The organism is Actinosynnema sp. NPDC023658, assembly GCF_040639995.1.
In the GTDB taxonomy this organism is placed as follows: domain Bacteria; phylum Actinomycetota; class Actinomycetes; order Mycobacteriales; family Pseudonocardiaceae; genus Actinosynnema.
The window spans coordinates 1-16,312 of sequence record NZ_JBFAAX010000104.1; the positions used below are offsets into that span (position 1 = coordinate 1).

Below are 16,312 nucleotides of genomic sequence, written 5' to 3' on the forward strand. Positions count from 1 at the left end.
GGCGAGCTCGTCCGACCCGTGCTCCAGCTGCCCGCCGAGAGCCCGGTGTCGGGCGCGCTCACCGCGTCGGCCGGTCGGGGCGTGGTCCTGGTCCGCGCGGACGGCGTCGCCGCGGGCCTGCTCGACCGCGAGATGGCGGCCCGCCTGGCCAGCACGTCACCGCACGCGCCCGCCGAGCAGGCCGCCGTGCCGATCCGGCCGGAGACCGTGCTGCTGGAGAACGAGACCGGAGCCGAGGTGGTGGAACGCGTGCACGGCACGGCCGCCTGGGAGTACCTGGTCGTGGACCTGGAAGGAAGGCCCGCCGGCGTGCTGCGGCGCGAAGACCTGAAAGCCGCCCTGAACCGCCGCTGACCTTGCCGCCGCCGACCTAACCGCCGCCGTTCAGGCCGTCCAGCACCCCGACCTCCTGCGCCAGGATCGCCGCCTGCACCCGCGACCGCAGGTCCAGCTTCGTCAGCACCCGCGACACGTGCGTCTTCACCGTCGTCTCACCGATGTGCAATTTCCGCCCGATCTGGTGATTCGACAGCCCCTCACCGAGGCACCGCAGCACCTCCACCTCACGCTCGGTGAGCGAATCCAACCCGGCCGGGCGGGAACGGGGCACGACCGAGGCGAACTCCCGCATCACCCGCCGCGTCACGCTCGGCGCGAGCACACCGTCACCGGCCGCCACCTGCCGCACCGCGTCCACCAGCGCGGACGCCTCCACCGACTTCAGCAGGAACCCCGCCGCGCCAGCCCGCAACGCCCCGCGCACGTACTCGTCCAGGTCGAACGTGGTCAGCACCAGCACGTCGCACACCCCGGCCAGCCGCCTGGTCGCCTCGATGCCGTCCACCCCCGGCATCCGGATGTCCATCAGCACCACGTCCGGTTCGAGCCGCGTCGCCAGCCGCACCGCCGCCTCGCCGTCCGCCGCCTCACCCACGACCTCGACGCCCTCCGCGTCACCGAGGATCATCACCAGCCCGGCCCGGATCGCCGCGTGGTCGTCGGCCACCACCACCCGGATCACAGCGGCAACTCCGCCCGCACGACCCACTGGCCGCCGTGACGGCCCGCGGCGAACACCCCGCCGACCAGCTGCGCGCGTTCAGCCATGCTCACCACCCCCGTCCCGGTGCCCCGCGGACCCTCGACCGCGTCGTTGCGCACGACCACCACCAACCGCCTGACCTGCCGTTCCAGCACCACCGACGTGCGCGCGCCGGGCGCGTGCTTCAACACGTTGGTCAACGCCTCCTGCACGATCCGGTACGCCGCCACGTCCACCCCCGCGGGCAGCTCGCCCACGTCCGCGCCGCGCAGCTCCACCGCCAGCCCGCCCGCGACGGCCGACTCGACCAGCCTGCCCACGTCGGCCAGCCGCACCGCGACCGGCTCGTCCACCGGGTCGTCGGCCCGCAGCACGTCGATCATCGTCCGCATCTCGGTCAGCGACCGCACGCTGTTCTCCCGGACCGACCTCAGCACCGTGCGCACCCGTTCGGGGTGGTTCTCGCGCATCGACAGCACCGCCTCGGACTGGAGCGCGATCGCGGACAGGTGCCCGGCCACCACGTCGTGCAGGTCGCGGGCCATCCGGTTGCGCTCGGCGTTCACCGCGGCCCGCCGGTCCAGCTCCGCGATCCGGGTGACCTGCTCGGCGCTCTCCCGGTGCTGCCGCAGGTTCGTCGCCCACCACACGGGCACCACGAGCAGCGAGAACACCTGCAACCCGGCGTAGAACGACTGCCGCCAGTCACCGACCACCGCGACGACGACCGCGATGCCGACCGTCGCCGCGCCCACCACGCCGACCAGCGTCCGGTGCAGCCCGCGCGACCCGTGCAGGCTCGCCGTGAACAGCACGTCGATGAACACCACCAGCACCGGCATGCCCAGACCGGAGTACAGGTCGGCCGCCGTGGCCGCGCTGACCACCACCAGCGACGTCGCGGGCGCGGTGTGGCGCCACGCCTGACCGGCGCACGCGACCGCGAGCACCGCCACCCGGACGCCGATCGGCGTCCGCACGTCCGGACCGCCGATGACCGGGTCCAGGCGCAGCCAGTACAGCAGCAGCCCCGCGGCGAAGCAGGCCACCGCGGCCAGCACGTCGCGGTGTTTCCGGTGGAGCTGCACCCGGTCATCACAGCACAGGGCCCTGCGCCGGTCGTCCTACTAAGTGATGACCGGCCGTGGGTCGGGCCGACGACGCGCGGCGCGACGTCCCGGCGGCACGCTTCGGACGTGGTCGAACCGTTGGTTGTCGTCATCGTGGCGTGCGAGGTCGGGTTCTGGGTCGTGCTGGGCGCCGGGCTGCTGGCCCGGTACGCCCTGCGGATGCGCAGGCTCGGCGCGGTGCTGCTGCTCTGCACGCCCGTGGTGGACGTGGTGCTGCTCGTCGCGGCCGTGTTCGACCTGCGATCGGGTGGTGAGGCCGAGAGCGTGCACGGGCTCGCCGCCATCTACCTGGGGGTGAGCGTGGCGTTCGGGCACAGCCTGCTCCGGTGGGCCGACCAGCGGGTCGCGCACCGGTTCGCCGGTGGTCCGCCGCCGGTGAGACCACCCCGGAGGGGACCGGAGAGGGTCCGCTACGAGTGGCGCGAGTGGGGCAAGTTCGTGATCGCCTGGGTTATCGCGTGCGCGGTGATGCTGCTGCTCATGTACGTCGTCAGCACCCCGGAGCACGCCGGGCGGCTGTGGGACCAGATGCGCGGCATGACCGTCGTCGGCGTGATCTGGCTGCTCGGCTGGCCGGTCTACTGCACCGTCCGCGAGGTGATCGACAAACCGGCGTCGAGGGGGAGCGACGCCTGAGGTCACCGGCGTCGCGGCGCTCGGGAGGGCGGCCGGGTCGCGTCGGTAGGCCGCTACGGGCCGTATCCGGTGCCCGTGCGACCATCGTGCGCTGTTGACGCGCGTTTTAGCAGGAGGTTCGCCGCGGTGAGCACCGCCAGTGGTCCGTTCCAGCCGGGAGACCGGGTGCAGTTGACCGACCCGAAGGGACGGCACTACACGATCATGCTCGAACCGGGCAAGGAGTACCACACCCACCGCGGCGCGCTGCCGCACGACAAGCTGATCGGGCAGCCCGAGGGGTCCGTGGTGATCTCCGTCGGCGGCACGTCCTTCCTGGCGCTCCGGCCCCTGCTGTCGGACTACGTGCTGTCCATGCCGCGCGGCGCGCAGGTCATCTACCCCAAGGACGCCGCCCAGATCGTCATGTACGGCGACGTGTTCCCCGGCGCGCGGGTGCTGGAGGCCGGGGCCGGGTCGGGCGCGCTGACCTGCTCGTTGCTGCGGGCCGTGGGCGAGAAGGGCAGCGTCACCTCCTACGAGGTCCGCCAGGACCACGCCGACCACGCGATCCGCAACGTCGAGCAGTTCTTCGGCGAACGGCCGGGCAACTGGTCGCTGACCGTGGGTGACGTCGTCGAGCACGAGGGCGAGGTCGACCGGGTCGTCCTGGACATGCTCGCGCCGTGGGACGTGCTGCCCGCCGTGTCGCGCAGCCTCATCCCGGGCGGCGTGCTCGTGGTGTACGTGGCGACCACGACGCAGCTGTCGAAGGTCACCGAGGCGATCCGGGAGCAGCAGCACTGGACCGAGCCGCACGCGTGGGAGACCCTCGTGCGGCCGTGGCACGTGGTGGGCCTGGCGGTGCGACCCGAGCACCGGATGATCGGGCACACCGCGTTCCTGCTGACCACCCGCAGGCTGGCCGACGGCGTCACGCCGCCCCGGCCGCAGCGCCGCCCGTCCAAGGGCTGAGCAAGTCCCTGAGCAGCGACAACGGCCCCGCACTTGACGTGCGGGGCCGTTGTGGTCAGTCCTGGGGGATCACTTGTCCGGGCAGGCGACCCAGCCGTCGTCGGTCTTCTTGAACGGCAGCGTGTCGGTCTGGTCCTTGACGTACTCCTTCATGCTGTCGGGCACGCCGTCGAACTTCACCGAGACGGTGGCCGCGGCCTCGGTGTCGCTCTTCTCCTCGACCTTGTCGAGGGTGAGGTTGACCTTGATGTTCTTGGCCGCCTCCTGAGCCGCCTTGACCTGCTCCTTGTACTCCTCCGGCAGGTTCTCGAGCTCCTTCTCCAGCTGCTCCGAGAAGGCGCCCGGGTCGGTGGCCTTCTTGATGTCCTCGATCGTGCCGTGCTTCTCGGAGCAGGTCAGCGAGCGGAGCTTGTCGAAGTCGCGGGCGTTGACGGCGGCGACGTAGCCCTCGGCGGCGTCCTTGGCGGTGCCGTTGCCACCGCCACCCAGCGTCATCACCAGGGTGACCACGACGCCGATCACGACCAGCGCGCCGACACCACCCAGGATCCAGGGCAGGGGGCTCTTCTTCGGCGGCGTGCCGTAGGGACCGCCGAAACCACCCGGTTGGCCGTAACCGGGTTGGTTGAACTGGCCGGGCGGGCCGTAGGGCGGCTGACCCGGACCGGGCTGACCCGGCTGCCCGTAGCCCCCGGGCGGCGTGCCGTAGCCGGGCTGCTGCCCACCCTGTGGGAAGCCCTGGGGCGGCGGAGGGTACCCGCCGGGCTGCTGGCCGTACCCCGGCTGCTGGCCGAATTGGCCTGGTTGCCGGCCAAGTGGACCCGGCTGCTGACCGTAGGGATCCGGCTGCTGCGGCGGGACGGACATCACGTTCTCCTAGAACTTTCCGCTGGTGGCAGTGGACACTGCCCGGACTGCACTCGTGAGACTCGTTATGGGACGCACGGTAGCGGGTAGGAGGTTCCGGCAGACACCGGTATGGAGCAGTTGATCCGGCCGAGCGGGCGGTTTGTGTCATCACACGACGCTCGGGAACCCGCTGGGTGGCGGCTTTTGTCGGTGATCGCCGGTACCGTTGTCGTACGAACACGGGAGGAGGGTGCCGACATGCAGCACGGTCATCCCGGCAGCCAGCCCGATGAGGGTGGCGAGCTGAACAAGGGCAACAACTCTGGTGAGCTGACAGCGCAGATCAGGTTCCTGGAGGACGAGATCGCGTTGCTGCGCCGCAAGTTGACGGAATCCCCACGACACGTCCGCCTGCTGGAGCAGCGGTTGGCGGAGGCGACGGAGCGCGTCAGCCAACTGACCGAGCGCAACACGAAGCTCATCGACACCCTTCGAGAAGCACGGAGCCAACTGCTCGCGCTGCGTGAGGAGGTCGACCGCCTCGCGCAACCGCCCAGCGGTTACGGCGTGTTCCTGGCCAAGTTCGAGGACGGCACGGTGGACGTGTTCACCTCCGGCCGTCGCATGCGGGTCTCCGTATCGCCGGCGGTCGAGACGTCGTCCCTGGTCCTGGGCCAGTCGGTGCGCCTGAACGAGGCGCTGACGGTGGTCGAGGGCGGCGACTTCGAGCGCACCGGCGAGGTGTGCACGCTCCGTGAGGTGCTGACCTCGGAGACCGCCGACAGCTCGATCGGTCGTGCCCTGGTCGTGGGTCACGCGGACGAGGAGCGCGTCGTCTGGCTCGCCCAGCCGCTGATGGACTCGCCGTTGAAGGCGGGCGACTCGCTGCTGGTCGACTCGAAGGCGGGCTTCGCCTACGAGCGCGTGCCCAAGGCCGAGGTCGAGGACCTGGTGCTGGAGGAGGTGCCCGACGTCAAGTACGAGGACATCGGTGGCCTCTACCGGCAGATCGAGCAGATCCGCGACGCCGTGGAGCTGCCGTTCCTGCACGCCGACCTGTTCCGCGAGTACAAGCTGCGCCCGCCCAAGGGCGTGCTGCTGTACGGCCCTCCCGGCTGCGGCAAGACGCTCATCGCGAAGGCGGTGGCCAACTCCCTGGCCAAGCAGGTCCACGCCGCCAGGGGTGAGGACCACCGCGAGGCGAAGAGCTACTTCCTCAACATCAAGGGCCCCGAGCTGCTCAACAAGTTCGTGGGCGAGACCGAGCGGCACATCCGGCTGATCTTCCAGCGCGCCCGGGAGAAGGCCTCCGAGGGCACCCCGGTGATCGTGTTCTTCGACGAGATGGACTCGATCTTCCGGACCCGTGGCAGTGGCGTGTCCTCCGACGTCGAGACCACGATCGTGCCCCAACTCCTCAGCGAGATCGACGGCGTCGAGGGCCTGGAGAACGTGATCGTGATCGGCGCCTCCAACCGCGAGGACATGATCGACCCGGCGATCCTGCGACCGGGCCGGCTCGACGTCAAGATCAAGATCGAGCGTCCGGACGCCGAAGGCGCGAAGGACATCTTCAACAAGTACCTCACGCCCGACCTGCCGATCCACGCCGACGACCTCGCGGAGTTCGGCGGCGACCCGGTGGCCTGCATCGACGGCATGGTGCAGCACACGGTCGAGCGGATGTACGAGGAGTCCGAGGAGAACCGGTTCCTCGAGGTCACCTACGCCAACGGTGACAAGGAGGTCCTGTACTTCCGGGACTTCAACTCGGGCGCCATGATCCAGAACATCGTCGACCGCGCGAAGAAGGCGGCCATCAAGAGCCTGCTGGACACCAAGCAGCCGGGCTTGTCGGTGCGCCACCTGCTGGACGCGATCGTGGACGAGTTCGCCGAGAACGAGGACCTGCCCAACACGACCAACCCGGACGACTGGGCCAGGATCTCGGGCAAGAAGGGCGAGCGGATCGTCTACATCCGCACGCTCGTGACCGGCAAGAACCAGGAGTCGGGTCGAGCCATCGACACGGCCACGAACACCGGTCAGTACCTGTAACGACTGCTGTCGCCACAACCAACCCGCCTGGAACGCCCGCCCCGCCACCTCGGCAGGGCGGGCGTTCCGCGTACACGGGCCGCTCGTGCGTGGCCGGGGACGTACACCGCCGGGCCAGAGGCGTGATTAGTGAGGTAACCGCGCGTTCCTTCGCCTCAGGACCGGGCGCTGACCAGGCCCGACTCGTAGGCGGCGATCACCAGTTGAGCGCGGTCCCGTGCCTGGAGCTTGTGCAGCAGCCGGCCGATGTGGGTCTTCACCGTGCCGGCCGACAGGTGCAGCCCCTCCATGATCTCGGCGTTGGAGAATCCCCGCGCGATCAACAGCAACACCTCCTGCTCACGTTCCGTGATCCCGTCGAGGCGCTTCAAGCGCGGCGGAGGCGTGCGGGAGAACTCGGCCACCAGGCGGCGGGTCACGGAGGGTGACAGCAGCGCGTCGCCGGCGGCCACCACGCGGATCGCGGCCAGCAGCTCGGCCGGGGGAGTGTCCTTGAGCAGGAACCCGCTCGCACCGGCCCGCAACGCCGAGTACACGTACTCGTCCAGGTCGAACGTGGTCAGGATCAGCACCCGGGCCTCGGAGAACCCGCTGATCTCGCGGGTGGCCGCGATCCCGTCCACGCCCGGCATACGCACGTCCATCAGCACCACGTGCGGCGACGTCGACCGCACCACCGACACCGCCTCGGCACCGTCGCCGGCCTCCCCGACCACCCGCAGGTCGGGCGCCGAGTCGACGAGCACCCGGAAGCTGCCGCGCAGCAGCGCCTGGTCGTCCACGACCACCACGTCGATCACGACAGCGGCACCTCGGCGCGCACCGCGAAACCGCCACCGGCCAGCGGACCGGCCGAGAACGTCCCGCCGTACACCGCCACCCGCTCCCGCATCCCGATCAACCCGTGCCCCCCGCCGCCACCGGCCAGCACCCGCTCGCCGGGCCCGTCGTCCACCACCCGCACCCTGACCGCATCGTCCCCCACCACGATCGACACCTCGCAGGAGGCCGGGGCCGCGTGCTTGACCACGTTGGTCACCGACTCCTGCACGATCCGGTACACCGTCAACCCCAGCCCCTCGGGCAGCTCACCGGGGGACACCTCCAGCGACACCTCGACCCCGGCCAGCGACGCCCGTGACACCAACTCCGGCAGGTCGCCCAGGCCGGGCATCGGGGCCAGCTCGGCCGCCGCGTCCTCCGACCGCAGCACGCCCAGCAGCCGCCGCATCTCGACCAGGGTGCTCCGCGAAGCGCTCTCGATGACCTGCAGCGCCTCCTGCGCCTGCTCGGGCTGCGCCGCCGCCACGTGGGCCGCCACACCGGCCTTGACCGTGATCAGGCTCAGGCTGTGCGCCACCACGTCGTGCAGCTCGCGGGCGATCCGCAGCCGCTCCTCGACGACGGCCTTCGACGCCACCTCGGCGGCCTGGCGCTCCTCGTAGGACCGGCGGACCCGCATGGTGCGGCCCAACGCCCACGCCGCACCCACCACCAGCGCCTGGAACGCGGCCAGCCCGACGGACTCCGGCCACGCCTCCCCGATGAACACCGCCACGCACGCCGACCCCACCGAGACGGCCAGGGCACCCACGGCCACCCGCTGCGGGCAGACCACGGCCACCATGTACAGCGCGAACGCCGTCGCGCTGTAGGGCTCCAGCGTGATGTGGGCGACGGTGGCCACGTTCTGCGCGAGCAGCACGACGCCGAGCGTCAGCACCGGCCGCTTGCGGCGCAGCGCCAACGGCGCCCCGACGAGCATCGCGATCGGGTAGCCGAACCACCAGGGCACGCCCCTCGTGTCGGCGAACCCCAGGTAGATCATCATGAACACCACCGCGGCGGCCGTGTCCAGCGCATAGAGGTAGGCGGTCGGCAGCATCCGCAGCACTCGCGAGGTCACGATCAGCACCGTAATCGTCGGCGCGGCCCGTGACGTCGGACTACGGTCCGACCCCGAATCGCAGACCTCGGTCCGATCCGCCGGCCCCGTCCGCCGAGCACGCTTGCCCCATGATCGAAGTGAGGCAACTGACCAAGCGCTACCGCGCCACCAGGGCCGTGGACGGCTTGTCGTTCGAGGTGAAGCCGGGTTACGTGGCGGGGTTCCTGGGCCCCAACGGGGCGGGCAAGTCCACCACCATGCGGGCGATCCTGGGGCTGGACCGGCCCACCAGCGGCGAGGCGCTGGTCGACGGCCGTCGCTACGCCGACATCCGCCGGCCCGCGCACCACGTCGGCGCGCTGCTCGACGCGGGCGCGGCGCACGGCGGCCGGTCGGCCTACGACCACCTCCGCGTGCTGGCCCGCAGCAACGGCATCAAGGACCGCCGGGTCGTGGCCGTGCTGGAGGAGGTCGGCCTGGCCGGTGTGGCCAAGAGACGGGTGGGGTCGCTGTCGCTGGGCATGAAGCAGCGCCTCGGTGTGGCGGCGGCCCTGCTCGGGGATCCCGGCGTGCTGCTGTTCGACGAGCCGGTGAACGGCCTCGACCCGGAGGGCATCCGCTGGATCCGGCACCTGATGCGGGGCTTGGCCCGCGAGGGTCGCACGGTGCTGGTGTCCAGCCACCTGATGAGCGAGATGGCGCTGACCGCCGACCGGGTGATCGTGATCGGGCGGGGCAGGCTGATCCTGGAGGCGTCCATGCAGGACCTGCAGGAGAAGTTCAAGAAGGACGTGCTGGTGCGCTCGCCCGCGGCGGACGCCCTGGTGGCGCTCCTGGAGGCGGCGGGCGCCACGGTCGAGCCCGAGGCCGGCGCCCTGCTCGTGCGCGGGCTCGCCGCCCCGGACATCGCCACCGTGGCGGCGCGCGACCGCATCCCGATCCACGAGCTGACCCCGCGCAGCGCGTCCCTGGAGGACGCCTACCTCGAACTGACCGAGGACAGCGTGGAGTACCGCACCAAGGAGACGAGCCCGGAGGTGGCAGGCGCATGATCGACGTGCTGAACTCGGAGTGGCTCAAGCTCCGCTCGGTCCGCTCCACGACCGCCGTGCTGCTCGCCATCGCGGTGACCCTGCTGGCCGGCGCGCTGGTGGCGTACCTGATGACGGCCGACTGGGACACCTCGCCGCCGGACGTGCGGCAGCGGTTCGAGGCGGCCGACCCGGGCCTGATGGTCGTCCCGGTCACCCAGTTCTGCCTCGGCGTGCTGGGCGCGCTGGCGATCACCTCGGAGTACGGCAGCGGGATGATCCGCACCGCGCTGGTCTCCGTGCCGCAGCGGCGGGCCTACCTGCTGGCCAAGGTGGTCGTCGTGACGGGCGTGTCGCTGGTCGTGGCCGCGGTCGCCACCCTGCTCGCGTACCAGGCGGGCGAGCTGATCACGGGCGACCGGCCGGAGCCGATCTCGGCGTACGGGTCGTTCAGCGACGCCGCACCGACGTTGCTGGCCGATGTGGCGTCGATGGTCCTGGTCGCCCTGCTCGGCCTGGCACTCGGCTTCCTGCTCAGATCCACGGCGGGCGCGCTCGTGTCCGTGTGCGCCTTGTTGTTCGTGCTGCCGCCGGTCACCTTCCTGATACCTCAGCCGTGGGGCGAGCGGGTCTACTCGGTGATGCTGCCGGTGCTCGCGCCCCAGCTGTCGGGCCAGGTGGCAGACCCGATGCTGTCCCCCTGGGGCGCCGGCGCGGTGATGGTCGCGTATCTGGTGGTGGCCCTGGGCGGTGCCCTGATCGCGCTCCTCCGACATGACGCGTGACGTCGAAGCCACCGATGCCCGGCTGAGCACGCCCCCGTAGCCGCTGCTGTTCCTCGTCACGGGTGACGACCAGTTCGTCGACCGCGGGCGGATGCGGCGGCCGGTGGCTGGGACTGGTAACGAGGGTCTTCCACTGCTCGGAGTGGGCGATGGGTGCTCGACGGACCATCGGGGCGGGGCCGGGTGTGCGGGCACAGCGTCTGCACCACCATCGCCGCCGGTGCGCCGAGCGTCCGGGGCGGTACTCGAAGTGGGCCGTCGCCGGATGAGCAGTTGAGGCGGTGAAGGAGCTCGATCAGGTGGCGGCGTTGATGTCCAGTTTTCCGATCTTGTTGGAGGTGAGCAGGCCGAACCAGACCGCGCCCGGTTGGTGGACGTTGATGTCGCAGGGATAGGAGGCGGATGAGGGGGTGGGCCACATTCGGACCTCGTGGGTGGTGGGGTTGAACCTGGCCACCTGGTTGCCGAGACCGATGAGGGCGGGGAAGCTGACCGAGAAGTAGATGTTGCCGTCACTGGCCTCGGCTATCGGTCCGGCCATCGGCAGCGGGTTGCCGATGCTGCCGACGCCCAGGCCGTCGAGGATGCTGGTCAGCAGCCCACCGACGCCCAGCAGCGGGTACTCGGTGATCAGGCTGGTCGTGGGGTCGATGCGGGCGATCTTCATGCCCAGCGACTCGCCCACCCAGATGGTGCCGTCCGCGGCGGTGCGCACGCCGACCGGGAACGACGCCGGGGTCGGCATCGTGTACTGGGTGAACAGGTGGGTGTCCACGTCGAGCGTGGCTACCTTGTCGAGCTGAGGCAGGTCGAACACGACGGTGCGGCCCGGTCCCGGCTTGATGATGCCGAACAGCGCGCCGACCTGGCCCAGGATCTCGCCCGGCACGACGTACCTGCTCCACGCGCCGGTCGCCGGGTCGTAGCGGCCGATCGAGTCCAGCCCGCCGAGGGTGAACCACAGCGCGCCGTCCGGCCCCAGCGCGATGTCGTTGGCCAGCCCGGTGCCGCTGTGCAGCGGGATGCCCAGCGGTCGGGCGTTGAACGCGGTGGCCCACGGCAGCGGGAACTCGGTCATGCCGCCGCCCCGGGTGTCGACGCGGAGCAGGCTGTTCCCGGTGACCTGCGGCATCCACAGGTCACCTGCGGTGTCGAGGTCCATGCCGCCGGGCACCGACAGCGGCATCGGCGTGGCGTAGTTGGTGAACCGGCCGGTGGCTGGGTCGAACCGGGCGACCTGGCTGCTGAGGTACTGCTCGACCCAGAGCTTCCCGTCGTGGTCGAACTCGACCTCGCACACACCCCCGACGGGGAGGGACGACGGGACCGGGCCGTACTCGGTGATCGGGGTCGCGGACGAGGCGGTGGTAGCCGAGGCGGTGGTGGCCGAGGCGACGGTGGCGGAGGTGGTGACAGCGGTGGCGGTGGCGGGGCCCGGGATCGGCGCGAGCGCCGGAACGACGAGGGTCGCGACGATGAATCCGAGGCGTCGTCGCCATTTCCGCGCAGATCCCATGATTTCTCTCCCGAAATCGACGGCAAGGCGATGCTAGGGCCTCTGCGCACGGAATTGCGATCACACCATCAGGTGAGCGAAGTGGACACTCGAAAGGTCTAGTCGACGCAGAACGGAGAGCGCATTTCGCGAAATGTGCGGACAGTGTCCGCTCCGCCGGTGGCGGTCGGTGGTGGCAGGGGGAGCACCGAACGGCGGTGGGCCTGGCTGCCGGTTACCGTGTCGCACGTGCCCGACTTCGCCCTCGGCCTGGCCGCCCTCGGTCGTCCCGCCTACATCAACCTCGGCCGCGAGCACGCGTTGCCGGACCAGCGCGACGTGGACGCGATGCGCGCCCAGTGCCACGCCGTGCTGGACGCCGCCTACGCGGCGGGCGTGCGCCGGGTGGACGCGGCGCGGTCCTACGGCCGGTCGGAGGAGTTCCTCGCCCAGTGGCTGGCCGACCGGGGCCACCAGGACGTGCAGGTGTCCAGCAAATGGGGATACGCCTACGTCGGTGACTGGCGGCGGGACGCGGCCACGCACGAGGTGAAGGAGCACTCGCTCGACCAATTCACCCGGCAGTGGCGCGAGACCGAGGAACTGCTCGGCGCGCACGTCGGCCTCTACCAAGTGCATTCGCTGACGTCCGACAGCCCGTTGTTCGGTGATCCGGACCTGCTGCTCGCGCTGGGCCGGTTGCGCGATTCGGGTGTCCGACTCGGGTTCTCCACGTCCGGTCCCGGCCAGGGTGAGACGGTGCGGCGCGCGCTGGAGCTGACGGTCGAGGGGCGGCGGCTGTTCGACAGCGTCCAGTCGACCTGGAACGTGCTGGAGACCTCGGTGGGACCGGCGCTGGCGTTCGCCGGGGAGTCCGGCGCGGAGGTGTTCGTCAAGGAGGGCCTGGCCAACGGCAGGCTGGCCGTCGACCCGCCGCCGCGCGTGCGTGCGCTGGCCGAGGAGCACGGCGTGGGACCGGACGCCGTCGCGCTGGCCGCCGTGCGCGCGCAACCGTGGGCCGACGTGGTCCTCTCGGGGGCCGCGAGCCCGGACCAGCTGCACGCCAACCTGAAGGCGCGTGACGTCGACCTGGACCCGGACGCGCTCGCGGACTGCGCCGAACCCGCCGACCGGTACTGGGCTACTCGGGCGTCGCTGGCCTGGGAGTGACCCGCGATCCGCCCACGGCGAGTCGCACCGCGCCCGAGTCGAGGTCGACCGGTCCGCGCGGCGGCGCGGCCGACTCCTCGTCCTCGCCCAGCATCAGCGTCGTCCGCCGCTGCTCCAGCTCGACGTGCTTCCCGCCGCTGAACAGGGTGGTGAACTCGTCGAGCGCGGTGGCCGAGACGACCGGGTGACCCTTGCGGCGGCGGATCCACTTCCACAGCCGCTCGCCGGCCGCGAGGCCGACCAGCAGCACCGCGAGGCCGGGGATCGACAGCGCGAACATCATGCCCATCCGAACCACTCCCGGATCAGGACCCGACCGTCCGGCACCACCGGCCACCCCGGGTCTTCCGCCTTCGCCCGCACCTCGTCGAGGTCCATCCAGCCGCCCCAGGCCACTTCCTCCGCCTGGTGGGTGAACGGTCCGTCGCTGCGCACGTCGTAAACGTGGGCGACGTACCGGATGGTTCCATCGACGAACGGCGTGCGGAACCGGAACCGCGGCACCGCCGGGATCCCCAGCTCCTCGGCCAGCTCCCGCACGGCGCACTCGTCCGGCGTCTCACCCGCCGCGACGACGCCGCCGCACGTCGGGTCGTACAGGCCGGGGTAGACGTCCTTGGTGTCGGTGCGCCGGTGCACGTACACCCGCGTCCCGTCGAGGGAGCGCACGACGACCGCCGCGCACGCGTGCCACAGCCCTTCGGCACGCATCCGCGCGCGTGTCGCCGTGCCGATCGGGGTGCCGTCGGGGTCCACCACTGCCACGAGTTCCACGCGAAGATCCTCCCCAGGTAGTACCGGTCAGTGCTACCCCGGGCCGACGCCTGCCGACACCACTGCTTCCTACCGTCGTGGCGTTCGCGTCACGAGGAGGAGTTGTGCCCACATCCCTGCGGCTCGCGGTGGCCGAGTTCCGCAACCGACCCGGCCGCGCCGTGCTGCCCGGTGTCGCCCTGGTCGTCGGTGTCGCCTGCCTGCTGGCAGCCCTGATGCTCAGCGACGCGATGGTCCGCTCCACGGAGGAAGGTGCGCCCGTGGTGCCCGCCGGGGTCGACCTCGTCGTCCGGCCGCCGCTCCGCGCCGACGAAGGAGTGCTCGACCAGGCGACCGCCGATCGGGTGGCGCGGGTTCCCGGAGTGACGCTGGCGCAACCGGTGCGCGAGGTCCGGGCCGACCTGCTGCTCGACGGCGGCCGGGCCGGCGACCGACGCGCGACCGCGGACATCGAGCCGAACCGGGAGGACCTGCACCGGGTGCCGATCCTGGAGGGCCGCTCACCCGGGCCGGACGGCGAGATCGCGGTCGACCGGGTCACCGCCTTCGAGCACGGCCTCGTGCCGGGCATGTCGGTGCGGCTGGGTGACGCGGCGGGCAAGCCGCTGGACGTGGTGGTCCGGGGCATCACCAAGCGCGGCTCCGTCGCGGAGGAACCGATGATCGTGGTCGGTGAGGGCCTGGCGGCCAAGCTCGGCGGCGAGCCGAGGGTCGAGGCGCTGTACGTGCTCGGCGGCGACCGGGACGCGGTCGCGCGGGCCGTAGGTGACGGGTTCGGCGTGGACACCAGGGCGGCCATCGCCGCTGAGCCCGCGAACAACAGCCTGGCCGTCGTGCTGCTGCCGTTCAGCATCCTGGCGCTGGCCACGTCGGTGTTCGTCGCCTCGGCCACCTACCGCGCCGTCTACGCGCAACGGCAGCGGCACACCGCGCTGCTGCGCTGCCTCGGCGCGCACCGGGCCCCGCTGGTGTGGGCGAACCTCTTCGAAGCGCTGCTCACCGGTGCGGTCGCGGGCGCGGTCGGCGCCGTCCTCGGCGGGTCGGTGGCGTGGCTGCTGGCCAGGCTGTTCGACGGCACCGGCCTGTCCTCGCTGCTCGGCGCGGTGGAGCTGAGCCCGGCGCTGCTGCCCTCGGTCGGCCAACTGGTCATCGGCGTCGTCACGGCCGCCGCGCTCAGCGCGTTCGCCTCGGTCCGACCCGCGTTGGCCGCCGCGCGCATCGCGCCCCTCGCCGCGCTGCGGACGTCCGAAGGACAAACGCCTGACCAAGCCGTCGTCCGCCGCCGTCGTCTCCTCGGCATCGGGCTGGTGGTCGTGGCGGCGCTCCTGGCCGTGCTGGGGGTGGCCGCGAGGGGGTCGATCGCCGCGATCTTCCTGATCCTGTTCTCCGGCATCACCGCCGTGTTCGGCCTGTTCGGCGTGCTCGGACCGGTCGTCGTGCCCGCGCTCGGCCGGATCTTCGGGTCGGTCGCGAGCCGCTTCGGCGGCGCGCAGTGGAAGCTGGCCGCGGCCGAGGTGCGGCGGGTGCCCCAGCGGTCCGCGTCGGTGGCGATGGCGCTGCTCCTGGCCGCCGCCATGGTCACCTTCTTCGCCGTCACCGTCGGTTCGGCCCAACGCATGGAGAACGAGTTCAGCAACGAACCGCGCGCCGACGCCGTGGTCTCGGACGCGGGCGGGCGCGCGCTCGGCGGCGGTGTCGGCGCGGCGGCCAACCGGCCCGAGGCGGCGAGCACCGTCGTCCTGCACGGCGTGGACGCCGAGACGAAGAACCCGGACGGCTACGCGTTCACCGCGCAGGTCGTCGGCGCCGAACCCGACCGCGTGCGCGACTGGCTGACCAGGCAGAACGCGCCCGCGCCCGACTTCAAGCCGGGCACCGTGCTGCTCAACGAGTGGTACGCCGAGCGGTTCGGCGCGCAGCTCGGCCGGCCGTTCACCGTCGACGGCCTGCCCGGCGGGCCTCGCACGGCCACGTTCGTCGGCACGTTCACCGGCTCGCTGCTCGACGACGCCGACGTGGTGCTGGCCGACCCGGGCCTGGCGCCGCCGTCGAAGGTGCTGGTGGCGTTCAAGCCCGGCGCGGACCCGGCCGCCTACCAGGCCGGGGTGCGGGCGGCGCTGGCCGACTCGCCCACCGTCCTGGTGAGCACCAGGGTCGACACCGACGCCGACAACCAGCGCTACCTCGACCTGGGGATCGTGATGCTGATGGTGCTGCTCGGGCTGTCCGTGGCGGTCGCCGTGACCGGCATCGGGACCGCGTTGACGATCTCCGTGCAGGAGCGCCGCAAGGAAATGGCGCTGCGGCGCGCGCTCGGCGTCACCAAGGGCGGGCTGCAGGGCGGCGTGATGGCCGAAGCGGTGTTGTTGGCGCTGGTGGGCGTGCTGGGCGGTGGTCTGTTCGGCCTGGTCTACGCGGAGCTGACGCTGGCGGCGGACATGTCGATCGAGCCCCACCGGGTGTGCTCCAGCGCGTCCGGGTCACGGCCGGCCTCGGCGGC

At 71.6% G+C, this 16,312-nt stretch carries 15 protein-coding genes and 1 pseudogene; 8 read left to right on the plus strand and 8 right to left on the minus strand.

The annotated features are described in order from the left end of the window. A pseudogene (locus tag AB0G02_RS14695) lies at window positions 1-354 on the plus strand (site-2 protease family protein); the annotation flags it as partial. A gap of 16 nt (window positions 355-370) precedes the next feature. Here the strand turns inward: AB0G02_RS14695 and AB0G02_RS14700 are convergent. Both AB0G02_RS14700 and AB0G02_RS14705 read right to left on the minus strand, forming a co-directional pair. Continuing rightward, window positions 371-1,021: a response regulator transcription factor gene (locus AB0G02_RS14700; protein ID WP_360793860.1), complete on the minus strand. Its 651-nt coding sequence runs from the start codon at window positions 1,019-1,021 to the stop codon at window positions 371-373. Next, on the minus strand, window positions 1,018-2,130 hold the full coding sequence (locus tag AB0G02_RS14705; RefSeq protein ID WP_360793861.1) for a histidine kinase: 1,113 nt from the start codon (window positions 2,128-2,130) through the stop codon (window positions 1,018-1,020). Before AB0G02_RS14705 ends, AB0G02_RS14700 begins: the two co-directional genes overlap by 4 nt. A gap of 108 nt (window positions 2,131-2,238) precedes the next feature. Here AB0G02_RS14705 and AB0G02_RS14710 point away from each other — a divergent pair, with 108 nt between their 5' ends. Further along, window positions 2,239-2,808, plus strand: coding sequence for a hypothetical protein (locus AB0G02_RS14710; protein ID WP_360793863.1), 570 nt, complete (start codon window positions 2,239-2,241; stop codon window positions 2,806-2,808). Between the two features lie 126 nt (window positions 2,809-2,934). Beyond that, on the plus strand, window positions 2,935-3,762 hold the full coding sequence (locus AB0G02_RS14715; protein ID WP_360793865.1) for a tRNA (adenine-N1)-methyltransferase: 828 nt from the start codon (window positions 2,935-2,937) through the stop codon (window positions 3,760-3,762). A gap of 69 nt (window positions 3,763-3,831) precedes the next feature. On the opposite strand, the gene AB0G02_RS14720 is transcribed toward AB0G02_RS14715, so the two are convergent. Further along, complete coding sequence (locus tag AB0G02_RS14720; RefSeq protein WP_360793867.1) at window positions 3,832-4,629, minus strand: hypothetical protein; 798 nt, start codon at window positions 4,627-4,629, stop codon at window positions 3,832-3,834. 240 nt (window positions 4,630-4,869) lie between these two features. Here AB0G02_RS14720 and arc point away from each other — a divergent pair, with 240 nt between their 5' ends. Next, entirely contained in the window at window positions 4,870-6,669 is a 1,800-nt protein-coding gene (arc, locus tag AB0G02_RS14725) for a proteasome ATPase (RefSeq protein ID WP_360793869.1), read from the plus strand. A 155-nt stretch (window positions 6,670-6,824) separates the two neighbouring features. On the opposite strand, the gene AB0G02_RS14730 is transcribed toward arc, so the two are convergent. Both AB0G02_RS14730 and AB0G02_RS14735 read right to left on the minus strand, forming a co-directional pair. Then, window positions 6,825-7,469, minus strand: coding sequence for a response regulator transcription factor (locus AB0G02_RS14730; RefSeq protein WP_360793871.1), 645 nt, complete (start codon window positions 7,467-7,469; stop codon window positions 6,825-6,827). After that, window positions 7,466-8,575, minus strand: coding sequence for a histidine kinase (locus tag AB0G02_RS14735; RefSeq protein WP_360793873.1), 1,110 nt, complete (start codon window positions 8,573-8,575; stop codon window positions 7,466-7,468). The genes AB0G02_RS14730 and AB0G02_RS14735 overlap by 4 nt, the downstream gene beginning before the upstream one ends. Window positions 8,576-8,685: 110 nt before the next feature. Between AB0G02_RS14735 and AB0G02_RS14740 the strand changes: the two genes are divergently transcribed. After that, window positions 8,686-9,609, plus strand: a complete 924-nt coding sequence (locus AB0G02_RS14740) for an ATP-binding cassette domain-containing protein (protein ID WP_360793875.1) — start codon at window positions 8,686-8,688, stop codon at window positions 9,607-9,609. Beyond that, on the plus strand, window positions 9,606-10,373 hold the full coding sequence (locus AB0G02_RS14745; protein ID WP_360793877.1) for an ABC transporter permease: 768 nt from the start codon (window positions 9,606-9,608) through the stop codon (window positions 10,371-10,373). Before AB0G02_RS14740 ends, AB0G02_RS14745 begins: the two co-directional genes overlap by 4 nt. 295 nt (window positions 10,374-10,668) lie before the next feature. Here AB0G02_RS14745 and AB0G02_RS14750 read toward each other — a convergent pair whose 3' ends face one another. After that, window positions 10,669-11,889, minus strand: a complete 1,221-nt coding sequence (locus tag AB0G02_RS14750) for a hypothetical protein (protein WP_360793879.1) — start codon at window positions 11,887-11,889, stop codon at window positions 10,669-10,671. A 228-nt stretch (window positions 11,890-12,117) separates the two neighbouring features. Here AB0G02_RS14750 and AB0G02_RS14755 point away from each other — a divergent pair, with 228 nt between their 5' ends. Beyond that, on the plus strand, window positions 12,118-13,038 hold the full coding sequence (locus tag AB0G02_RS14755; RefSeq protein WP_360793881.1) for an aldo/keto reductase: 921 nt from the start codon (window positions 12,118-12,120) through the stop codon (window positions 13,036-13,038). On the opposite strand, the gene AB0G02_RS14760 is transcribed toward AB0G02_RS14755, so the two are convergent. Together AB0G02_RS14760 and AB0G02_RS14765 are read right to left on the minus strand one after the other, a co-directional pair. Beyond that, window positions 13,010-13,327, minus strand: coding sequence for a DUF6191 domain-containing protein (locus AB0G02_RS14760; RefSeq protein ID WP_360793883.1), 318 nt, complete (start codon window positions 13,325-13,327; stop codon window positions 13,010-13,012). The genes AB0G02_RS14755 and AB0G02_RS14760 overlap by 29 nt on opposite strands. Next, window positions 13,318-13,812, minus strand: coding sequence for an NUDIX domain-containing protein (locus AB0G02_RS14765; RefSeq protein ID WP_360793885.1), 495 nt, complete (start codon window positions 13,810-13,812; stop codon window positions 13,318-13,320). The genes AB0G02_RS14760 and AB0G02_RS14765 overlap by 10 nt, the downstream gene beginning before the upstream one ends. A gap of 104 nt (window positions 13,813-13,916) precedes the next feature. Here AB0G02_RS14765 and AB0G02_RS14770 point away from each other — a divergent pair. Further along, window positions 13,917-16,312, plus strand: a 2,396-nt coding sequence (locus AB0G02_RS14770) for an FtsX-like permease family protein (RefSeq protein WP_360793887.1), incomplete at its 3' end; no start/stop codon positions are given.